This is a genomic window from Aquidulcibacter paucihalophilus (genome assembly GCF_002105465.1).
Lineage (GTDB): Bacteria > Pseudomonadota > Alphaproteobacteria > Caulobacterales > Aquidulcibacteraceae > Aquidulcibacter > Aquidulcibacter paucihalophilus.
In genome coordinates, this window is record NZ_NCSQ01000078.1 from 1 (window position 1) to 20,831 (window position 20,831).

Here is a 20,831-nt window from a genome sequence, read left to right on the forward strand (position 1 = left end):
CTGCTTCGTTCAGACGCCGTCCTTGCTCATAGAATCTGGCAATCCCCCGAAATGGTGCGCCTTCCACTTTAATCCTTAAGCCTGATAATCCGATCTTGCCCGGGATTGTCGAGAACGAAAGCTATTGCCTCCATCTTGCTAGGGCCATTGGCATTGCTTCAAGTGATGCAACAATTATTCGAGCTGAGAGGCGCAAAGCCATCGCTATTTTACGATATGATCGCTACTTGACGAGTTCGGGTCAGATCCAGCGGGTTCATCAAGAGGACTTTGCTCAAGCAAACCAGTTTCCGCCTGGCCGAAAGTATGAACGGGGTACAGTCACCGGCGTAACCCTCCCAATCCTCTTGTGTACAGCGCGCCATTTCTCACCTGTCGACGCGCTTGCCTTATTGGACCAGCTGATCTTCAACATTCTCGTCGCCAACACCGACGCGCATGCCAAGAATTATTCTCTTCTTCTCCCGATTGGTGCGACACCGCGCTTGGCACCGCTTTATGATGTCTCCACGGTTTTGCCGTGGTCCCAGGTCAACCAGCATCTTGCTCAAACGATTGCCGGCAAGAAGCGAAAGCCTGGCGATATGGCACCGTGGCATTGGGAAGATATTGCACGTGCGGGAGGGTTCCGACCCGCAGATGTGCAATCACGCGTCGTCGAGCTTGTTGACGCAATGGTTGCCCAGCGGGTGGCCGTATCGGACACGGTTTCAGCAATGCCCGCATCCACCAAAGGATATGTGGAGGAAGCCGCTAGTCTCATCGAAGAGAATGCCTTGCGTATCGTGGACCGCCTTTGATGCTTGATCACAAACGGCTCTGCCCGCCTAAGCATATTTCAGGATAGGCTTCAGCTTTCCGGCTGTCTTGAGATAATGAGCTGTTTGAACTCGCACAGTTTGGGGACACAGCCGAGTCCGCCTATTATTTGGCTCCAGTCAGAGCCTTAAGATCCAATGATAACTTGCTTTAATGTCATCTTCATGCTACAAAAATACCAATAAGGAGTTACGAAGATTACATATGCCAACACCCCATCATCCCTCGTCTGCTGTTCAGCGCGCTTTGCGTTCGCTCGGGGCTGACCTGCGCGATGCACGCAAGCGTCGGGAATTGCCGATGCAGATCGTTGCAGAACGCGCCTTTACATCACGATCTACCTTGCAACGCGTCGAAAGCGGTGATCCGGGCGTCAGCATCGGCATTTACGCGGCCGTCATGCAAGCATTGGGACTTCTTGACGGGCTTGGAACTCTCGCCGACATCAACAACGACCCGGTAGGAAAGATCTTGGCCAGTGCGGCTTTACCCAAACGCGTCCATCTGAAGTCCAAGAGTAACCGTCCGTGAACGATGTCGAGGTCTATGTTGACCTATCTGGCAAGACTTTCTTAGTCGGTCTCGCGCGGATTAATCGCGCGCGCGGCAATGAAACCATGGTCTTTGAGTATGATCGGACGTGGTTGGAAAGTACCAATCGATTTGCCCTAGAGCCAGGGTTGCCATTGATGCGAGGCGGATTTTCGCCTAGCGCGGGTCATTCCCTATTCGGCTCGATTGGTGATTCAGCCCCTGATACCTGGGGACGCCGCCTCATGCAGCGCACAGAGCGGCGCGCTGCCCAGAAGGAAGGTCGCCAGGTTCACACCCTAATGGAGACTGACTACCTTCTTGGTGTAACCGATTTCTGCCGCCTTGGTGCTTTAAGGTTCAAGAAGAAGGGGGAAGACCGTTTTCTCGCTATCAGCCCTAATGGCGTACCAGCGCTCATTGACCTCGGCCGCTTGCTACAATCCAGCGATCGCATCTTATCGGACGAAGAAACCGATGAAGATCTGCAGATGATCTTTGCGCCCGGTTCCTCACTTGGCGGTGCCAGACCGAAGGCTTCTATTCTCGATCGAAACGGAGATCTCTCAATCGCGAAGTTCCCAAAGGAGAATGACGACTACAGTATTGAAACCTGGGAGGAGATCGCATTGAGATTGGCAAGCCTTTCTGGCATCCAAACACCAACACATGAGTTGGTGAAGGTCGCCGGGCGCGCCATCATGCTATCAAAGCGGTTTGATCGGTCCGGCATTTACCGCATACCATTTTTGTCAGCGATGGCCATGACAGCCTCGCGCGACGGGCAAACCGGTTCCTATCCGGAATGAGGTGCCCCCATTGTTCGGGCCAGTTGGAGCTAGAGTTTCCCGCTCTGATGAGGTGCCCCCATTGTTCGGGCCAGTTGGAGCTAGAGTTTCCCGCTCTGAGTCACGCTGGCGGGCTGGGATCGCCAACGTAATTTGTCAATGAGATCGGGACTTTGTTGCCGATGGCGCTATGTGGCCTGACCTCGTTGTAGTATCTGCGGTAAGTCTCCAACTTTTCCTTCGCATCCGCAAGGGACAAGAACCAGTGAGCGTTCAAACATTCAGCGCGGAACTTGCCGTTAAAGCTTTCGATGAACGCGTTGTCAGTTGGTTTGCCGGGACGCGAGAAGTCCAGCGTGACGCCCTTGGCATAGGCCCACAGGTCCAGATTGTGGGAGATGAACTCAGAACCTTGGTCAACGCGAATGGCCTTGGGATAGCCGATCTGCGAGCAAGCCTGTTCCAAAGCCTCTATGACGTCTTCTGATCGATAGCTGAATCTGGGGTCAATGATAGGCGAGAAGCGTGTGAACGTATCAACAACCGTCAGGATCCTGAACTTGCGGCCAGTCGCCAGCTGATCGTGAACAAAGTCCATCGCCCACGTTTCGTTGGCCTGAACGGCATCTTTGCGGTCTTCACGGAGTTTGGCCTTGACACGCCGCTTGGGCGTTTTGTTTCGAAGCTGAAGCCCCATTTCCTTGTAAATGCGATAGGTTTTCTTCACATTGTGCTGCCAACCATCGCGCTGCAACATCACATGTACGCGTCGATAGCCATAGCGCACACGGTTCGGATTGGCACTTGAACCTGTGGCGTGCGCAATCCTCACCACAAATCTCCTTGATCGCTATTTCCAGACTGGCCTGATCGTGTCGTCGAAGCTTGTATTGAATGGTCGATCTGTCTGCTTCTAGAACCTGGCAGGCTCTCCGCTGCGACATTTTCCATTCCTGACAAGCCTCAGCGACCAGCTCACGCTTTCGATCAGGCCTTACAGCTTTCGCCGGATAACGTCCTGAAGCATCTCTTTATCGAGCGACAGGTCAGCCACAATCTTCCGCAGCTTTGTGTTTTCCTCTTCCAGGAACTTCAACCGCTTGATCTCGGTTGGAAGCAATCCGTCGTACTTTTTCTTCCAGTTAAAATAGGTCGCATGGCTAATGCCAGCCCGCCTGCAAATCTCCGAAACCGGCACTCCATCTGCGCCCTGCTTCAAGATAAATGCCTTCTGCGCGTCCGTAAATTTGCTCGCTTTCATCGCTTTCCGCTCCTCCCCAGCACTGGGTCAGATAACTGGAAAACTCTAATTTACCGTGGACCGAATTCAGGGGAGCACGTCAAGCGCAACCGGTTAACAAGGCCCCCGCAGGAGAAGCGGGCTTGGGTGGATTTGCGCTTGCGCGCCCAGTTACGTTTTGGCCCGCTTCGGGACCGAGGGTCTCCGGCGCGCTGGGTCCAATTGAATTGGTCCGTTGGTGGTACTGGTCGGGTAAGCAGGCTATTTAATAAGTAATGCTTGTTGGCGTTATTGGTCCGCATAACATGACAAGACCTTGGTCACGTAGGCGGACATTGATCATGACTCAGTTTGGTAATCGCAAGATCATAACTTTAATGGTCGTTTCGTCCAGCAAACCAAGATGACACTTGTTAACCGCCCTGTTTCAATACCACTTCAGCAGAAATGTAAAAAAAATGTTGCATTGGCATTTAAGTGGTATTAGGTTCCGAAGAGATATTGGTGACAAAGTGTTACCAGCAATAGGGGGATTGCAATGACATTGACGACAAGAAAAATGCTTTCGCGCACAAGCATTCTAGCGCTGGCCTTCACGCTCCCCGGTTTTGCCAATGCGCAAAGTACAAACTCGGCAGGCGCAGCCGCGGTAGAGCCTGAAATCGTCGTCGTAACCGGCTCGCGCATTCCGCGCCCTGATTTGACAGGGACCAGCCCCGTTGCGGTGACAACTGGCGCTCAAATTGCGCTTGACCGCGCTGTTACGGTTGAAGATTTCTCTGCAAAGCTGCCCCAGCTGGCTGGTGGCGTAAAATCCACAGCGGTTGGGTCTGACGCCTATGGCGCACAGACTTTGGATTTGCGGAATTTCGGCCAGAACCGCACCCTGGTTTTGATCAACGGGACGCGTGCGACGCCATTCTCATTCCGCAACGCGGTTGATGTCAATGCGATTCCAGCCGCGCTTCTAAAGCGCGTGGATGTTCTCACCGGTGGTGCTGCGGCCGTTTATGGCGCGGATGCGGTGGCAGGTGTGGTCAACTTCATCATTGATGACGAGTTTGATGGATTGAAGGTCTCGGCGAATTACGAGCACGGCAAAGGTGGCGGGTCATCTTATGGGGTGAACGCGGCCTACGGATTGGACCTCGCAGGGCGTGGCAATTTAGTCGTCTATGGCGAGTATTCTGAACGAGAGCAGCTGCTGGCAGGCAAGCGTTCTTGGGCGCTGCGCAATTCTACACCCGTTGCAAGCTCTGGCGGCAATTATACGGACGTTGCTTCAGGCAGAACGTTCTCGTTTGATGCGGCAGGAAACTTTGCCAATGGCTTTCAAACCACCGACTACACCAAGGATTATTTGCTCGTCCAGCCGATGACGCGGACCAACGTGTCGGCATTCGGCAAGTTCGATTTGACTGAAAAGCTCGAACTATATGGCCGTGCGATGTTCTCTAATGTTGTATCGACAGGCGCACCAAGGGCGGGACAGGTGCCGGTTGTCATCAGCGAGAACGTAACGATCAGCGCAACCAACACCATCATTCCCGCTTCCGCGCGTGCTTTACTCACCTTTGTGAACGGCAATGCCACAGTTAATGTTCAGCGCTCTTTGAGCGAGCTTGGTGTTAAGACCGCCGAGACAGATCGTACAACAACCCAGTTCCAAGCCGGACTGAAGTTTAAGATCACCGACAATGTAACGCTTGATGGCTATGCACAGTCGGGCAAGGTTGAGGAAGACACAACAGTCTCTGGTGATGGGATTCGCTTGTCCAACGGGGCTAGCCGTTTTGGTGCCTTGGCCAACACAGCCAATATCTTCAAGGCCGGAACGCCAGAGATTGCAGCCCTTGGCAGCCCCATTGTGCGCGACATTCGCGAGCGGACAGTGGACGTTGCCGCGATCACTCTAACTGGGACCACAAAAGACTTGTTTAGTTTGCCAGCAGGACCCATCGGCTTCTCGCTTGGCTATGAGTATCGTGAAGATAGTGGTTCGATTGATCACAGCGCCGAGCAAAAGTCGGGTGCAAGCTTTAACCAAGGCGCTGAAACTGCCTTCAAGGGCTCCTTCGACGCCAAAGAGGTCTATGGCGAGCTTCTAATTCCAATCTTGGCAGACCTGCCCTTCGTGCAACGCTTTGATCTTGAAGGAGCCTACCGCACATCTGACTATTCCAATGCCGGCAAGTATGACACCGACAAAATCGGCCTAGCATGGGAAATCAATGACAGCCTTAAGCTGCGGGCAACGCAGCAAAGCGTCATTCGGGCACCTAACATGGGTGAGTTCGCGGGCGCGCTATCCTCAATTCCGTTTGCAAACTTGGTCAACGTCGCGCGTTTGCGTCCCCGTTATCCAGGCGACCCCTGTGCTCTTGGTACTGGCAATGCTGCTCAATGCCAGCGATTTGGCTACAAAGGCACCTATGACAGCTTTAATCCTGCCAATTTGACTGGGCAGTATTTCTTCGGTGGTAATAAGGACATTAAGCCCGAAACTGGCGACACCAAGACAATTGGTGTTGTGTTTACGCCTGAGTTTGTATCGGGGTTCTCTGCCACTATCGATTGGTATGATATGGAGTTGCGTGACGCAGTTGGCCAAGTTCAACCTGTTGATGCCCTTACGAGCTGTTATATCACAGACCCAAGCGCAAATAATCCGCTTTGTTTAGCGGTCAGCCGCGATCCAATAACTGGCTATATCAAAGATGGTTTTGTCAACGACCGAAACTTGGCGGTGGTCGCACAAAAAGGCTTCGACGTTGGTATGCAGTTGGTCCGCCAAATCGACAACTGGGATCTGATCGACAAGATGACCCTGAGCTATCAGGCCAACATTGTCACAGATTACTCCATCCAGCGTAACGCGGCGCTAAAGCCGATCGATTGTAAGGGCACATGGGCAACCAATTGCTCCTCAGATTTGGTCTCAACCGTTCAAGCTGATTACAAACATCGTGCCGCTGTGACTTTGAGTGGTGATGTGTGGACCTTCCAGGGCGGCTGGCAGCGGATCGGCGATTTGCGCAATTCGACGGTCGGCGGTACGGGGACAATTCCCGCGTTTAACTATTTGGACGTAAACGTCTCTTGGAAGTCCGATAGAGGGTTTACTGTCAATTTCGGGGTTGACAATCTGACGGACAAGAAACCGCCGCTTCCTAACAACCCATCATTGTTCAATACACTGCCCGATACCTATAATGTTCAAGGCAGAACTGTTGGCCTGTCAGTGACTTGGCGTCGCTGATATAGCTGTGAGTAGGGCTGCGCCTTCAAGTCTCCTCCCGAGGCGTGGCCCTTCTCGTCTTTAAGTGAAAACTAATTACCATGACTTTGAGACTTACCTCTGCATAACCATTGGAGACATGAAGATGCTGAGTTTCGGGAGCCTCGATTGGGCCATTGTCGTCTCATACCTAGTCATCTTGACGGCCACCGCAATACAATCCTCAGCGCGAGGCACAGAGTCAGCGCGTAGTTATTTCCTGGCTGGAAACTCCATGCCGGCTTTGTTGATTGCCGTTTCGGTCTTGTCTTCAACCCAATCAGCCGCAACGTTCCTTGGTGGGCCGGACACTGGTTTTCGTAGCGACTATACTTACTTAACTAGTTTTGCGGGGTCGCTTGTGGCGGCTGTCATCGTCGCCAAAGTCTTATTGCCGCGTTTTTATGCTTTGCGCGCCACAACGGTTTATGAATTGCTGGAGCAGAGATTTGGATCCACAGCCAAAAGAGCTGCCGGTGCGATGTATCTGCTGGGGCGGGTTTTTGCGGCCGGCGCCCGGCTTTATATGGCCGCCATTGCGGTGGCGATGATCATTTTTTTACGGGTCGATGCGACCACAATCACGATTGCTTCGTTTATTCTCTTGGTGCTTGGGATCGTCTTCACCTTTGTTGGCGGTCTAAAGTCTGTTGTTTGGAGCGATGTGGTTCAGGTGGTAATTTATGTCGGCGCTGCGCTGCTGACGCTTTGGTTCCTTTTGACCAAAATACCACTCGATCTTCCCCAGATTTGGCAGGCTTTAGACAGTCCTCCAACCGGTGAAAGCAAACTTCGCTTGATCAATACAAGCTTGGGGTTGGATCAACCCTTTTCGCTTCTCGCGATTTTTACCGGCGTCATGTTGCTCAATCTCGGTAACTTTGGGATGGATCAAGATACAAGTCAGCGACTATTAGCGTGCAAGGATTCGAACGAAGCCGCGCGCTCCCTTATTCTCTCGGTACTCATCGCGGTGCCAGTGATTTGGATATTCATCACGATTGGCCAGTTGCTCCACATTTTCTATCAGCGCCCCGATTTGATGGGTGCAACAGCAGAAACCATGAAAGAGTTTGATGGCGAGAAAATTAGTGTCTTTATGTCTTTCATCCTCTCAGAAATGCCTGCTGGACTGAAGGGCATCATCGTAGTTGGTGTGGTTGCGGCTGCTGCAATCAATTCGGGCTTAAACTCGATGGCTTCGGTAATTGTCGAAGACTTTTATAGGCCGTGGCAAACCAAGCAGGGAAGAACCGAGCTTGGCGAAGCGCACTTTGTAGCGATGGGCCAAGGTACGATGGTGGTGTGCGGCTGTGCGCTGTTTTTGATGTCTATTCTTTGCTACTTTTGGCAACGGGCGACCGATATGCCACTTTTAGAGTTCGCATTGTCAGTCATGACTTTTGCCTATGCCGGGCTACTGGGGGTCTATTTTACTGCGGTCTTCACTGATCGGGGCAATACCACAACTGTGCTCCTGGCGCTTGGAATTGGCTTTCTTACGATTCTTGCGCTTCAGCCGTACGTGGCCAAATCATTGGGACTTTCAGATTTCATCCCTGCTTTGGCGTTTCCGTTTCAACTTTGCATAGGCGCAACGATCTCAACGCTGATTTGTTGTGCGGGAAGGCGACAATCAAATGTGTCAACTTTGGAAGGAGGTAGCACCGATGCCATCCACTGAATCACAAAGTCCGCGATTTGCTGGGATTGAAACTTGGCGCACTGAAGACGCGGTTGAAGCGATGTTGGAAGGTCAGTTGGCGGCGGTCTCGGCTCTGTCAAGTCAAACGGCGACCATTGCAAGTGCATGCGAGGCGGCAGCAGATCGGCTGCGCCAATATTCCAATGGTCGTTTGATTTATGCCGGTGCAGGAACCTCCGGTCGTATAGCAGTGCAAGACGGCGTGGAGCTTTACCCAACTTTTGGTTGGCCAAATGATCGCTTAGCCTTTGTATTGGCAGGCGGTGCTGATGCGTTAGTGAAAAGCCAAGAGGGTGCCGAAGATGACCGGGATGCAGCAATTTCGGCCATTAGAGATTTGCGCGTAACCCCAGATGACGTCTTGATTGGTGTGGCCGCCAGTGGCCGGACCCCATTTACTGTGGAGGCCCTCCAAGTGGGCAGGACACAAGGAGCTTTGACGATAGCGGTTACGAACAATGCTGGGATGCCACTAACACTAGCTTCTGACTATGGCGTCATCGCTGAAACGGGAAGTGAGCTTGTTGCCGGGTCAACACGCATGAAGGCTGGGACCGCCCAAAAAGTTGTATTGAATTTGATTTCCACTACGATCATGCTACGGCTGGGCCGGGTGTATCGCGGCCTTATGGTCGATATGGTCATCTCCAATGACAAGCTAATGCAGCGTGCGGCCGATATGGTCGCAAGGCTTGCAGATGTAGATGCGGAGAAGGCACATGAGATTTTGGAGTGTGTGGACCGCGATATCAAAACAGCGGTACTTGTAGCCAAAGGAGCGACGTTGCAGGGTGCTAGAGAATCGCTAATTCGCTCAAGCGGAAACCTTGGCCAAGCCTTGTTACTGCAGCAAACAGGAATTGCATGATGTTTGAAGCGACGATCCTAGAAGCCGAGAACTCAACGCCGCTTTACATTCAGCTGGCCAATCATCTGCGTGACCACATACATGCAGGCGGTATTCGCTCTGGCAGCGCGATACCGTCAGAGCGCGACTTGTGTGATCAAGTCGGGGCATCGCGTGTGACGGTTCGAAAGGCAATCAGTAGGCTCATCGCCGAAGGCTTGTTATTCCGCAAACAAGGCTCTGGGACATTTGTCTCAAGCCAAATCGAAGCGCCTGGATCATTTCTAACCGGCTTCACTGAAGAAACTGACGCCCGCGGGGAATCTGCTGACACGATTTGGATGATGAAATCTGTCGCAAAGCCATCCGAAGAAGAACAAGTAATGCTGGAGCTCAGCCAAGGCGAATTGGTTGTTCGTCTCGGGCGCGTTCGCCTTGCCAGCGGTGAACCGTTAGCGATTGAACATGCAGTCATACCCCAGTCTATTTTGCCTGATTTGGATCAGCTTGGGGCCTCGCTCTACGCTACTCTTGAATTACTTGGCTCTCGTCCGGTCACGGGGACACAAAAAATTCGCGCATCATTATCAACGGCAACCGAGGCAGCTCTCTTATCGATCGATGAGGGAACTGAAATTCTTCGCATTGAACGGTTGACGCGGCGCGCAGATGACAAGCCAGTTGAATTCACTCGCTCAGCGTATCGTGGAGACAGGTATGTCTTTGTCAACAAGCTGCGTGGTCCCTATGCAAACATCTGAGATGGACACTTAACCATTCAGTTTATTGGTCCTAGATCGATCCGGGATGACGCTCCAAAGACAGGTTGCTAGGATGATAGCGCATCCGGCCAAAGCAAACGAGTTTGGTGCCTCTTTGAACACAAACCAGCCCAAAAGTCCGGCCCAAACGGCCGCGCTATATTCAAGTGGGGCGATGCGTTGGGTGTCACTCATGCCGTAAGCCAAAGTGAGTAGCGCCATTGCCGCTGTCGAAAGCACACCTAATCCAACAATGGCTGGAAGATCGACCACCCCAATCGGATCTCCTGCGACAAACAAAAGTGGAGCAATGAAGAGCGCGGGGATACAAGAACTAAAGACCCCAGAAAGGATAGGCCCGTCGATTTGGGCGCGGTCCTTCAATAAAACAATTGAAAGCGCATAAGTGAAAGCCGCTGCAATTGCGGTTGCTGCACCTAGCGTCGGGTTCGCGCCACTAAGAGGAGCTGAGGCGGCACCAATCGCTGTAAGACATGCACCAACAAAAGCCAGAAAAGCGCGGACCATAGGGATTAAGTTGAGATGTTCCTTTAGTATTACGGCCGACAATAAAGGGATCAGAAGCGGGGCAAGAAATGCAATTGACATAGCTTCCAAGAACTTCAAGTTAGCCAATGACATTGCAAACAATACCATCGAAACTGCTTGAAGGGCTCCACGCAAGCTGTGGATTTGGATGAGTGCAATCGTCATCCTAGGAGCACCGGCGGCTACCCAGATACCGAGGCTAATCACGCCTGCTGATGCGAATCGAGCAAACGACACCGTCACCGCTGAATGATGACTGCCCATGTGCTTAATCAAGGCGTCCATCAACGACAGCAAGAAGAATGCGAGCAAGGCGAGGTAAACCGCGCGGTTCGGGTTCGATGTACTCATTGACGTAGCTTCCTCGCCCTAAACAGTCTCAGTCACTTTGGTCAATTTGTCTGGCTTATCAGGATCGAAACCTCGTTTACGAGCCAGTGTTTCGATTGCCATATAAGCTTCAAACAGCATAACAATGGGATCAAGAACCGAAGTGTTACCGCCTTCGGCCTTCTCGAGCTTGATAATTGGGGACTTCAACGTACTCAGTCGTTCAAGGAGCTCAAGGAGGCCATCTTGCGCATTGTCTGTTGGAACGCAGGCAATGCAGGCGAAGTTAGGCCCCGCAAGCGCCAAAGGGCCGTGCTGAAACTCTGCTGCGCTGAAGGCTTCAGCATGCAAACTACAAGTTTCTTTAAGCTTGAGGGCAATCTCAAGGGCAATTGGGGTTGTCAATCCGCGACCAAGCACTGCTAGACTATTGTTCCAGTTGTCTAGCCCGTTCAAACGACCTTCCCATCGTTTGCTATTTTTGGACGAAAAAAGAACATTTGATAGGCGGTCAAGGTCAAAGACCAGGCCGCTATTCCCTTTCCAGCTTGCTCCTAAGTGCGCCAAGGCGGTCATTGAGCATATGCAGGATTTTGTGGCGGCGACGCTCTTTTCAGAACCCGCACCGATGTTGATGGTGTGCTCGCAGGCACGCGAAAGGCCAGAGTCGGTTGAGTTGACGAATGCAACGGTCAATATTCCAGCTTGTCGTGCGAGTTCGGCTGATTTGACTAAATCTGGCGACTGGCCTGATTGGGAAACGAATACCGCAAGCGATTTCTCGGTGAATCCAACTGTCAGGCCGTAGATCGAAGCGACGGATGGTGGGCATATTGAGAAGCGGATGCCGAGATAGTTTTGAAACAAGGCTTGGCCGTAGGCAATAGCGTGAGCTGAACTACCACGTCCGCAAGCCACAACCTCGTCAAGACCACGTGCGCGCACCTTATCAAGGATAGGTTGAAGTTGACTTTGGATGTGCATGGCCTGTCGTGCGAGGAGGTAAGGTAGCTCTAGTGTTTCAGTCCGCATCCAAGATGGTTTAAATTCTTGCGACATGCCTTCAGCTCCAAGATGATTTCCTTGGGTGAGCTAAGGTATTACATTGGTATTGTCAATTTCTGGAATATCACTCAAATAGGTATCTATTTAAAGGACCAATCTGAATGCTAATGGCTGGCTCCAGCGGTCTGTCGGCACCCAGATCACGCCTTGGCTCTAGACGCGTTTGAAAATATGAAACCATATGGTTACGCATTTGGGCTTGGCAGATAATCCGATCTTTGACGCGCTTGGCGATCCAACGCGCCGTGCAATTTTGGACTTGTTACGACCGCAGGCGCGCTCGGCGGGCGAAGTTGCCTCTCATTTTTCCATATGCCGGCCCGGTGTTGCCAAGCACATTCGGATTTTGAAAGACGCAAAACTGATTTCGGAGCGGAGCGAAGGACGAAACCGGATCTATTCCTTGGAGCCTGAAGCCCTTCAGAGCGTTGACCGCTGGCTCCAGCCTTATCGCGTGTTCTGGGCCTCAAGGCTCGTTTCGCTCAAACATCTTATCGAAGCTCAGGGGGCACAAACTCATGACATCTGAAATTACAATCGGTTCCAGCGTAACGCTTCCTGTAAGCTTCAGTGATGCGTTTAAGCTGATCAGCCAACTCGACCACTTGAAAAAATGGTTTGCTGAAGACGTTAACCTAGGGCCGGTAGTAGGCGGTAAGTTCTACTTTGCGGGCCTTGGTGCTTACGCGCCTACATCGACGACTTTTACGCTCTTTGAAGTTGACAGTGGCATCGGTTGGACATGGCCGATCCATGATGTAGTCGGCGATGTTAAGTTGGCTGTCATTGAAGCCGAAGAGCCGAATTCAACGAAAGCTGAGGTTAGCTGCCAGTTTGCCGAACTTCCCAAAGTACCGCGTGCACGCGAACTGGTTGATGATCTTTGGCGATTTCACTTGGGCAATCTCAAAACACTGGCGGAAAGTAATGGTGGTACGATACTGCCAGATTTTAGCGATTAAACCCGCAAGTACGCCAATCAATCTTTATCAACGCTGCCCGTTCGATCGTATTTCGCGCGTTGCTTGACCCTGACCTTCTAAAGAAATGGACCTGGGGCAATCCGACTGTCGATGCCAAAGTTGGTGGTGAGTATCGCTATGGGTGGGAATATGAGATGGACGGCAAGAAGGTACTGGGCGGCCCAACGCGCATTCTTGAATTAGTGGAAAACGAGCGCCTCGTCTCAGACTGGCCTGACTGGCGCGGTGATGAAACCAACTACACCCAAAAGATTACTTGGCTTCTTGAGGACCAAGGTGATGGAACCTTGTTGACACTTGTCCACGATGGCTTTGTCCGAGCGAGCGATATCAGCGACTTCCCATTTGGCTGGGCAGGCTTCCTCGAAGGCATTCGCGACGTTGCTCAGGGCGTCTAGCTCAGGGCTGAGTTAAGCTGGGTTTTCGACATTGGATACGTCGATGGTTACTGAGTTGGTTTAAGACCGTCCAGAATGGTTTCTAAGCTTGTCATATAAGCATCCGACCTATCCTTGAAATCGGTTGAATGTGCGCAGTCCATTGCGGCTTCAGTTATTGCACCAATGAGTAGGTTTGCGAGTGGGTCAATTGGCTGGCGAACTAGAACGTCTAAGTCCATCGCAACTTTGAGGCCTTCTTTGACCATGCCTCCAAAATAGTGTGTATCAATTTCCCGCCACCGAGCCCAGCCAAGCACAGCCGGCCCATCGCGCAAAAAAACCTGCGCAAACTCTGAAATAGTGCAAATTTCAAAGAATGCGCGATAGCCAGCCATCATCGTCGCCAATGCATCCTCCTGCCATACGATCTCTGCTTGAAGCTGCTTGAGTGCTGCGGCACCAACATCATTCAAAACGGCTTCAAAGAGCAAATTTTTGGTTGAAAAATAATGATAAATAGCACCCTTTGCGACGTTTGCGTCTTCAGCAATTTGGTCAATGCTGACAGCATAATAGCCAAGTGTTCCGAACAGCGCTTTGGCCGCTGCCAGTATGGCTTTTCTTGTTTCATCGCGACGGTCTTCTTGCTTTGCCATGATCTCTTTCTTGACATATTGACTGTGAGTCGGTTATTATTGACCGCCGGTCAACAATTCGTTGCGCGCAGGAGATTCACATGACAATTGCACCATTTCATATCGGTCCGCAAATCGAGACTATTGAGAGCAGTCCACTCCTGAAGCACGATTGCCGACAAACGATACAGGGAATGGTTGACGGGTTTGCCTGCCAAGACATCGATAAAGTTATGTTGCTAGTGGCTGAAGATGCAATTTATTGCGATGTCTTGGGCGGACCACCCGATGGCGACATTTATCGGGGTAAGAAGGATATCCGGTCGGCCTTCCAGCGCCAATTCGATATGTGTGGACCCCACACTTTTGTCAATGCAAAGATCCTGGTTGAAGGGCAACTCGCGTTTGCAAGCTGGACAATGGTTGTGGGTGACCTTGAAGATTCAAAAGCACTTCGCCTTGACGGTATTGATGAATTCACTCTAGACGAGCAAGGCTTGGTTTTGGTCAAAAAGGCATGGCTCAAAGGTCACGCGAAACTGCGCAACTATTTGATTTTGCACAGACCTCAAGCAGTTCTATCCCAACTTGGTTATGCGTTCCGCTCCAGCATTCAATAGTGCGTATTTCGCGCTCGGGTTCCAAAGTTAAACGGCTGCAACGCTATCATATGAATTGACCCATTGATTGCCGACTGGGGTTCAGTTGTCGCCGACGCTACCCCCTTGCTCATGTCTCGATAAACGTTTATCGCTTTTGGTAAATACCAATTAAATACCAATATGGCGGAACCTTAGGCGTGACTTCTTGGCAAAATGAGACCTTTTTTGCTGTCGGACTGATGTCCGGCACATCGCGCGATGGCATCGACGCGGCCCTAATCGAAACTGATGGTATTCAGTTTGTTCGTTCGATTGGGTTTTCCGAACATATCTATGACAAGATCGACCGAGATTTGATCGAAGAGGCTTGCAGCAGAGCCATGAGCAAGCATGAACGATCGCCAGATTTAGTGATTGAAGAGTGCGAAGAGCGGATTTCCAAACTACACATCCAAGTGGTGGCGGACCTTCTTGGTACCACTGGGTTCGACTCAGCAAAGCTCGCTGTCATTGGATTTCATGGGCATACTGTCGCGCACCGCGCTGACTTGGGTTGGACATGGCAAATTGGCGATGCTCAACGACTGTCGGACGAACTAAAAGTCACAGTGGTAAGTGATCTCAGGCAAAATGACATGCGCAACGGAGGGCAAGGTGCACCATTGCTTCCGGTGTATCATCGGGCCCTGTTTGCCAGGCCAAATGAAAAGGCCGCGGTATTAAATCTCGGGGGTGTCGCAAACTTGACCTTCCTTGGGCCGGACGGCGATATGATTGCCTTTGATTGCGGGATGGCGAACGCGCTCATTGATGACCAAATGTCGAAGTCTTTTGGTCTAACTTACGACTACAACGGCCAAACAGCAGAAACTGGAGCCATCTGCGAAGAGACTCTAGCCCAACTTCTGGAGCACCCATTCTTTGCATTGCCCTATCCAAAATCCCTCGATCGGATGGACTTTAGCATTGATTCGGTTTGTCACTTATCCGGTGTCGACGCAGTTGCGACGTTAACAGCTTTTAGTGCAGCGGCAGTGTCGAAGGGTTTGGGCCAGTTGCCCAGCAAAGTCGACAAGCTGATCGTCACAGGTGGCGGCCGAAAAAACCAGACCTTGATGCGTATGATTGGCGAGTCGTCAGGACACTTGCCAACCAAGACCGAAGACTTTGGCTGGAACGGGGATGCAATCGAAGCGCAAGGGTTCGCCTATATGGCTGTTAGACGCCTAAAGAGCCTGCCAATCACATTTCCGGGAACCACCGGGGCACCAACACCACTTATCGGAGGTATCATTTGTCAGCCATCGTTACAAGTTTGAGCCAATAAGATCAGTCTCAAATTGGACGTGCTGGATGTTGGGCTTTTACACACTGGCAGTGTGGCGAATAGCATTTTGGATTGAATATCGCGGTTCCCGGGACCGCGGCCTCGGCTTGGGCAAAGCGATGTAGTTCAAATCTGTTTCGAGCATAACTCAGTGCATGAAAGACTTTGCTCGCCAAGTTATTGAGTCAACAACTGCTCCCCTTTGATCGCATAACCACCGTCTAGCCAGTCAATGATTTCGACAGCGGCATCCCCTTTGAAGGCCGCGTACTTCGAGCGCAATTGGGTTTTCAACTCAACCGGCATCTGATTCAGGCCAACTGCCTGCAGCGACAACAAATCGGCCCTCAGCGCCTCTTCCAGGTCTTGACCACAAATCTGGTTGGCAGCCTTTTGAAAAGCAGCGCTGTACCGATATGAGGCACCGTCTTGGTAAATCATTGGCAAAGTCAAAGCTGGTATGCAGCCGAGGATTGGCTGAGATGCTGGATTGATCGCATGATGACTAATGTTGTCCGCAATTTCGCTTGATCGCCCCGTGAATGCCCGCAAGTGGAGAAACTGTGACATTCGTGGGCCGTCATTCACAGGATAATTGTCCCAGAGAGCTACTTTACGACCCAGAACTTCCGCGATGTCTTGTAAATGCGCTTGCCTGATTTCCGGTGAGCAAACCTCTTCGCCGGTCCAATAAACTGCAATGCATGGGTCGAGACTTTTGCCCAGGTCATGAAGATAGTCGACGGGCCTCTTTCCAAATACCGTGTCCAGCCTTTGATCCAATGAGTAATAGCTTGGACAAAAGAAGAATCGTGTCGCTCTACTGTGGTCTGTTACGAAGCGCGCAATTTCAGTTTGGCGTGTAGCCAGCTCGGGTATGTCGCCGCGCATATCGTCAAAGAGAAGGGCGAGGTCATCTATGCCCCATGCATCAAACTGCTGAAGTTTTGCCTTCAAGCTCGATTTAGTCGCCTCATCGAAGGATAAGTGCGCGTCATAGGGCGTTAAGCCTATACCAAAACGTACGCTCTTTGCTCTGCAATGGGATGCAAAAGTCTGAATTGACGAAGCTTCTTCCTTGGTGTGAGGCTTTCGCCATTCGCGCCTGAGCTTTTGATCTAGCTTCGGCGCGTAGTGGAAGAAGCGGTAGCCAGCGGGGCCTAGATTGTCGACCACTGCAGTCCTTGCTCTCCATGACCAAGTCCGACCAAAATAACCTTCAATGATGCCAAGTTCGGGGATCATTGCTTTGCCCCGCCAATCCAAACCGAGCGTGGATGTAACTCATCGTCTAAATGCACGAAATCAGCATTCAAACCTGGTGCAATCGTTCCGAGTCTTTCTTCCAAACCTAAGAACCTAGCTGGCGTCGCGCTTGCCATCCTTACCGCGCTCGCAAGGTCAATGCGCATCATTGACATCGCATTTCTTATTGCCAAAGCCATATTGAGGTTTGAACCAGCCAAGGTCCCAACTTTGTCTCTCAAAGCCCCAGACGCCGAACTGATCCAGTTTTCACCGAGATAAAAGCCATTGTCTGCATGTCCAACAGATGGCATCGCATCGGTGACGAGCATTAGTTTCTCAGCACCAATCATTTGATAGGCGGCGCGCATGGCGGCCTCATGGACATGATATCCATCGGCAATCAACCCACACGTCAAGCCAAAATCCAAAGCCGCCCCAACAACGCCAGGTTCTCTACTGCCGAGTTGTGACATGGCATTGAAGAGATGAGTTACACCAGAAAGGCCCTCGGCATTCGCATGTTTGATTTCATCGTAGGTTGCTAGGCTGTGCCCAGCCGCTACAATAATGCCCCTGCGGCGAAGCTCTGAAATTAGGCCAGGCGATGCGTTTTCCGGTGCGATTGTCACCAAGGTCTTTCCCCGCCGCATGGATGATAACAATTCAATTGCATCAATATCGAGCCGTCGGAACTTTGAAGCATCATGAATCCCGCGCTTCTCGGGGTTAAGAAATGGGCCCTCGACATGGATCCCAACCACGCCGGGGACGCCGTCTTCAATTGCTTGTTCAATAGCGCCGAGGCCCTTTCTTATGACATCAAAATTATCACTGATTAGGGTCGGGAGTAGGGCCGTGGTCCCAAACTTTCGATGCGCCTTAGCAATCGACTTGATCCCTTCTACAGTTGGCGTATCGTTAAACAAGATGCCGCCACCTCCATTGACTTGAGTATCGACAAACCCGGGAACGAGAATTCCGCCGTGCAGCTCTTCAATATTGGCATGGGGCGGAAGATTGTCTGAATGCACTAGCGCATGAATTTTACCCAGCCTGAACAAAACGGCATAATTGTTGAGAATTTGCCCGGCTACAATCATCTTTGGCGCAAGGATGGCTTGGGTATTGGTCATCAGAATTGCAGTCTAAATGGGTGACCGCTTCGAGCGGTAGGGCCAGCCTGGATGCCGATGGCACATTCAGGGCCATCAGGAATCGAGCCACGAGATAAATGTTCGTTCTGATTCATTGCGTTACCTTGGTCGACAGTGCGCAACTCTCGAGCCATCGATGATCCTGAGCGTTCTATGGCTTACTCGGGGTCGGTGACTGGGCGCGTCATGATTGCGAATAATGAAGTCCTTTAATACCTATCAAATACCAGTTTACTTAGAAACGCAACCTTGGTATTAACATGGACTATGACAAACCATAGCCATTTGGCCGACCGCCTCGCAGATCGATTTGGGTCTCGACTGATAACCAGTACAGCTGCGCTGGAACATTACGCTCAAAGCGAAGGACCACATGAGTACAGGCCACCCGATTTGGTTGCCCAACCTTTGACCGTTGAAGAAGTCCAATGTCTTGTAGTGACGGCTGCGGAAGCTAGCTATGCGGTTGTCGGTTTTGGTGCAGGGACGTCCTTAGAAGGGAATGCAGCTTCAATTCGGCCAAGAACACTGTGTGTTGATTTTAGTCGTATGGATAACATCAAGGCCATTCGATCAAGCGATTTGATTGCCACTGTCGAACCCGGCGTTACTCGCGAGGCTTTGAACCTGAGCTTAAAAGATACCGGCCTATTCTTTCCGGTTGATCCAGGTGCCAATGCCACAATCGGGGGGATGATCGCGACGCGTGCGTCAGGCACTACAACCGTTCAATATGGCAGTATGAGCGACAATGTGCTCGCATTGAAGGTCGTAATGGCGGACGGTCGCCTTGTGTCAACAGGAACACTCGCGCGAAAATCTGCGTCTGGATATGATCTGACGCACTTGTTTACAGGTTCAGAGGGCACGCTTGGGTTAATTGTGGAAGCAAGCCTGCGCTTGCACGGCCAACCGGAATCATTTGTTTCAGCCACTTGGGATTTTGAGACCATTGAAGGTGCCGTCGAGACTGTTATGAGCACAATTCAGGCATCTATCCCGATTGCACGGATGGAGTTGCTGGATGAAGCCGCTATTCGAGCATGCAATCATCAAAGCAAGCTTGGATTGGTGGAGCGCGCCACATTGTTTTTAGAGTTTCACGGGACGCCCAACTCTATTGCTGAGCGACTGGAGTTAGTTACTGCGATTGGCATGGATTGTGGGGGTGGACAGCTCAAAACAGCAAGGGCTACGGAAGAGCGCAATTTGCTTTGGCGTGCCCGCCATCATGCGCTTTGGGCTGCTCGATCCATGATCCCTGGGTCTCGGGCTTGGATCACAGATATTTGCGTCCCCATAAGTGAGTTGGGGTCCGCTATCAATTTGGCAAAGTCAAAGATTACAGAGGCTGGCCTTTTTGCGCCAATCCTTGGTCATGTAGGTGATGGTAATTTCCACGTGTTCTTTATTCTGCCGCCCGGTGACAAAGAAAGCTGGGCAAAGGCACACCTAGTTAATGAAGCCATGATTAGCCACGCATTGTCAGTAGGGGGGACCTGCACTGGAGAGCACGGGATCGGTTTGGGCAAGCGAAAGGCGCTGCTTAGGGAACACGGGGAAGAGAGCATTTCGGTAATGAAAACAATCAAGACCGCGCTTGATCCGCGTAACATTCTCAACCCCGGCAAAATCTTTGTTTGAGAATTTGGTGAGGTTTGTTCTGATTGAGATTCAAACTTTTCGCCGTCCAATTGAACTGCTTGGTTATAGCGTTCGAATGGAGAGCTTTACCAATCCAGTATCGGCGAGAGCCGCCAACGCAGCGATTTGTTGGGAGCTGTCTAGGAGAAACCTCTTGAATGCCATTGCTCAGCGGGCTGACCTGCGTCTTTGACTAATAGAATAAGTAATTGATTTAATTTAAATATATAAATGACGACTTGTCATTTTTGACCCAAAATCAATGAAAATCAATGGTCCTTATCGCGACGGTCACGCGAGATTGGTCACACCAATTCTGCCCAAACCAATGCATTTTGACTTCCCACAAATTGCAAAATTTTTGTAAATTTTGTGAGGTGAGAGGATAAGTTACTCCCGACTGATTGGCAAGATTGTCAGCCAAAATGTTCGAATGGACACTGAGACACTGCGCTGCTTCAGACGCTTATAGGTTTAGCCAAGGATGATCCGATTCTAATGAGCTTCAGGAGGCCATAGCTCAGAAATGGGTCACTCGGGACACCCAGAGTGAGGCCCTTGTTAGGATCCATCTTCTGCCGCAACATCATGCTCGCCAGGACCGAAAGAGCCGCTCTCAGTCGAACAGGGGGGATGAACGATGTACATGGATGATCGGAGGTCGATGATTTATCGCTTGCTTGCTGACTATGTTCGAAGCCCTTCGCTCCGCCACCTTCGTGACGATCGATCTCTCCAAAAGATCGCAAATGAGATCGTTCAAAACCTTGATCAAAGAAGTGCCGTTTGGAAGAAATGGGAAGGCAAGCGCGACACTGTGCTAAAGTCCGCCCTCGAATGCTGGATCCCCAAGGCAGAGCTACTTTCCTTCCTCAACGGCTTGCCCGGTCCGCGGCTCACAATGACGGTGACCTGAGCCCTTAGGGTCCCTCGTTCTTTATGAGAG

The 20,831-nt window shown here is 51.3% G+C and carries 18 protein-coding genes and 1 pseudogene; 13 read left to right on the top strand and 6 right to left on the bottom strand.

Annotated features, from left to right (window positions below; genetic code table 11):
* The first annotated feature begins 41 nt into the window (after positions 1-41).
* The 3 genes from B7364_RS06910 (at position 42) to B7364_RS06920 (ending at position 2,159) form a co-directional block, all read left to right on the top strand.
* Positions 42-800, top strand: coding sequence for a HipA domain-containing protein (locus B7364_RS06910; RefSeq protein WP_269798764.1), 759 nt, complete (start codon positions 42-44; stop codon positions 798-800).
* A 223-nt stretch (positions 801-1,023) separates the two neighbouring features.
* Complete coding sequence (locus B7364_RS06915; protein ID WP_085339296.1) at positions 1,024-1,350, top strand: helix-turn-helix domain-containing protein; 327 nt, start codon at positions 1,024-1,026, stop codon at positions 1,348-1,350.
* Positions 1,347-2,159, top strand: a complete 813-nt coding sequence (locus tag B7364_RS06920) for a type II toxin-antitoxin system HipA family toxin (RefSeq protein ID WP_085339297.1) — start codon at positions 1,347-1,349, stop codon at positions 2,157-2,159. Before B7364_RS06915 ends, B7364_RS06920 begins: the two co-directional genes overlap by 4 nt.
* Before the next feature lie 100 nt (positions 2,160-2,259).
* Here the strand turns inward: B7364_RS06920 and B7364_RS06925 are convergent.
* Positions 2,260-3,399 (bottom strand): annotated as a pseudogene (locus B7364_RS06925) (IS3 family transposase).
* A gap of 538 nt (positions 3,400-3,937) precedes the next feature.
* Here B7364_RS06925 and B7364_RS06930 point away from each other — a divergent pair.
* The 4 genes from B7364_RS06930 (at position 3,938) to B7364_RS06945 (ending at position 9,968) form a co-directional block, all read left to right on the top strand.
* Positions 3,938-6,637, top strand: a complete 2,700-nt coding sequence (locus tag B7364_RS06930; protein WP_232780837.1) for a TonB-dependent receptor domain-containing protein — start codon at positions 3,938-3,940, stop codon at positions 6,635-6,637.
* A 124-nt stretch (positions 6,638-6,761) separates the two neighbouring features.
* Positions 6,762-8,339 carry a sodium:solute symporter family transporter gene (locus B7364_RS06935; protein ID WP_269798765.1) on the top strand — a complete coding sequence of 526 codons (1,578 nt, stop codon included), beginning with the start codon at positions 6,762-6,764 and terminating at the stop codon, positions 8,337-8,339.
* Positions 8,326-9,228: an N-acetylmuramic acid 6-phosphate etherase gene (locus B7364_RS06940; protein ID WP_085339300.1), complete on the top strand. Its 903-nt coding sequence runs from the start codon at positions 8,326-8,328 to the stop codon at positions 9,226-9,228. The genes B7364_RS06935 and B7364_RS06940 overlap by 14 nt, the downstream gene beginning before the upstream one ends.
* Positions 9,228-9,968: a GntR family transcriptional regulator gene (locus B7364_RS06945; RefSeq protein ID WP_085339312.1), complete on the top strand. Its 741-nt coding sequence runs from the start codon at positions 9,228-9,230 to the stop codon at positions 9,966-9,968. Before B7364_RS06940 ends, B7364_RS06945 begins: the two co-directional genes overlap by 1 nt.
* 9 nt (positions 9,969-9,977) lie before the next feature.
* Here the strand turns inward: B7364_RS06945 and B7364_RS06950 are convergent, their stop codons facing one another.
* A complete protein-coding gene (locus B7364_RS06950; RefSeq protein ID WP_085339301.1) occupies positions 9,978-10,868 on the bottom strand; it encodes a DMT family transporter in 891 nt (296 codons plus the stop codon).
* An 18-nt stretch (positions 10,869-10,886) separates the two neighbouring features.
* Positions 10,887-11,906 (bottom strand): SIS domain-containing protein, encoded by a 1,020-nt coding sequence (locus B7364_RS06955; protein ID WP_085339302.1) that lies wholly within the window; start codon positions 11,904-11,906, stop codon positions 10,887-10,889.
* A gap of 187 nt (positions 11,907-12,093) precedes the next feature.
* On the opposite strand from B7364_RS06955, the gene B7364_RS06960 reads away from it, so the two are divergent.
* Genes B7364_RS06960 through B7364_RS06970 form a run of 3 tightly spaced genes read left to right on the top strand, consistent with a single transcriptional unit; the run spans position 12,094 to position 13,293 of the window.
* Complete coding sequence (locus tag B7364_RS06960) at positions 12,094-12,441, top strand: metalloregulator ArsR/SmtB family transcription factor (protein ID WP_085339303.1); 348 nt, start codon at positions 12,094-12,096, stop codon at positions 12,439-12,441.
* Positions 12,431-12,874 (top strand): SRPBCC family protein, encoded by a 444-nt coding sequence (locus B7364_RS06965; RefSeq protein WP_085339304.1) that lies wholly within the window; start codon positions 12,431-12,433, stop codon positions 12,872-12,874. Before B7364_RS06960 ends, B7364_RS06965 begins: the two co-directional genes overlap by 11 nt.
* Positions 12,875-12,918: 44 nt before the next feature.
* On the top strand, positions 12,919-13,293 hold the full coding sequence (locus tag B7364_RS06970) for an SRPBCC family protein (protein WP_269798766.1): 375 nt from the start codon (positions 12,919-12,921) through the stop codon (positions 13,291-13,293).
* A 47-nt stretch (positions 13,294-13,340) separates the two neighbouring features.
* Here B7364_RS06970 and B7364_RS06975 read toward each other — a convergent pair whose 3' ends face one another.
* Positions 13,341-13,931: a TetR/AcrR family transcriptional regulator gene (locus B7364_RS06975; RefSeq protein WP_085339306.1), complete on the bottom strand. Its 591-nt coding sequence runs from the start codon at positions 13,929-13,931 to the stop codon at positions 13,341-13,343.
* Positions 13,932-14,011: 80 nt separating this feature from the next.
* On the opposite strand from B7364_RS06975, the gene B7364_RS06980 reads away from it, so the two are divergent.
* Complete coding sequence (locus B7364_RS06980; protein WP_085339307.1) at positions 14,012-14,530, top strand: nuclear transport factor 2 family protein; 519 nt, start codon at positions 14,012-14,014, stop codon at positions 14,528-14,530.
* A gap of 179 nt (positions 14,531-14,709) precedes the next feature.
* Positions 14,710-15,831: an anhydro-N-acetylmuramic acid kinase gene (locus tag B7364_RS06985; protein WP_198534082.1), complete on the top strand. Its 1,122-nt coding sequence runs from the start codon at positions 14,710-14,712 to the stop codon at positions 15,829-15,831.
* 185 nt (positions 15,832-16,016) lie between these two features.
* Here the strand turns inward: B7364_RS06985 and B7364_RS06990 are convergent, their stop codons facing one another.
* Both B7364_RS06990 and nagA read right to left on the bottom strand, forming a co-directional pair.
* Positions 16,017-17,084 (bottom strand): beta-N-acetylglucosaminidase domain-containing protein, encoded by a 1,068-nt coding sequence (locus B7364_RS06990; RefSeq protein WP_085339308.1) that lies wholly within the window; start codon positions 17,082-17,084, stop codon positions 16,017-16,019.
* Positions 17,081-18,220: an N-acetylglucosamine-6-phosphate deacetylase gene (nagA, locus tag B7364_RS06995; RefSeq protein ID WP_085339309.1), complete on the bottom strand. Its 1,140-nt coding sequence runs from the start codon at positions 18,218-18,220 to the stop codon at positions 17,081-17,083. Before nagA ends, B7364_RS06990 begins: the two co-directional genes overlap by 4 nt.
* 288 nt (positions 18,221-18,508) lie before the next feature.
* Here nagA and B7364_RS07000 point away from each other — a divergent pair, with 288 nt between their 5' ends.
* A complete protein-coding gene (locus tag B7364_RS07000; protein ID WP_085339310.1) occupies positions 18,509-19,885 on the top strand; it encodes an FAD-binding oxidoreductase in 1,377 nt (458 codons plus the stop codon).
* Positions 19,886-20,831 lie beyond the last annotated feature (946 nt).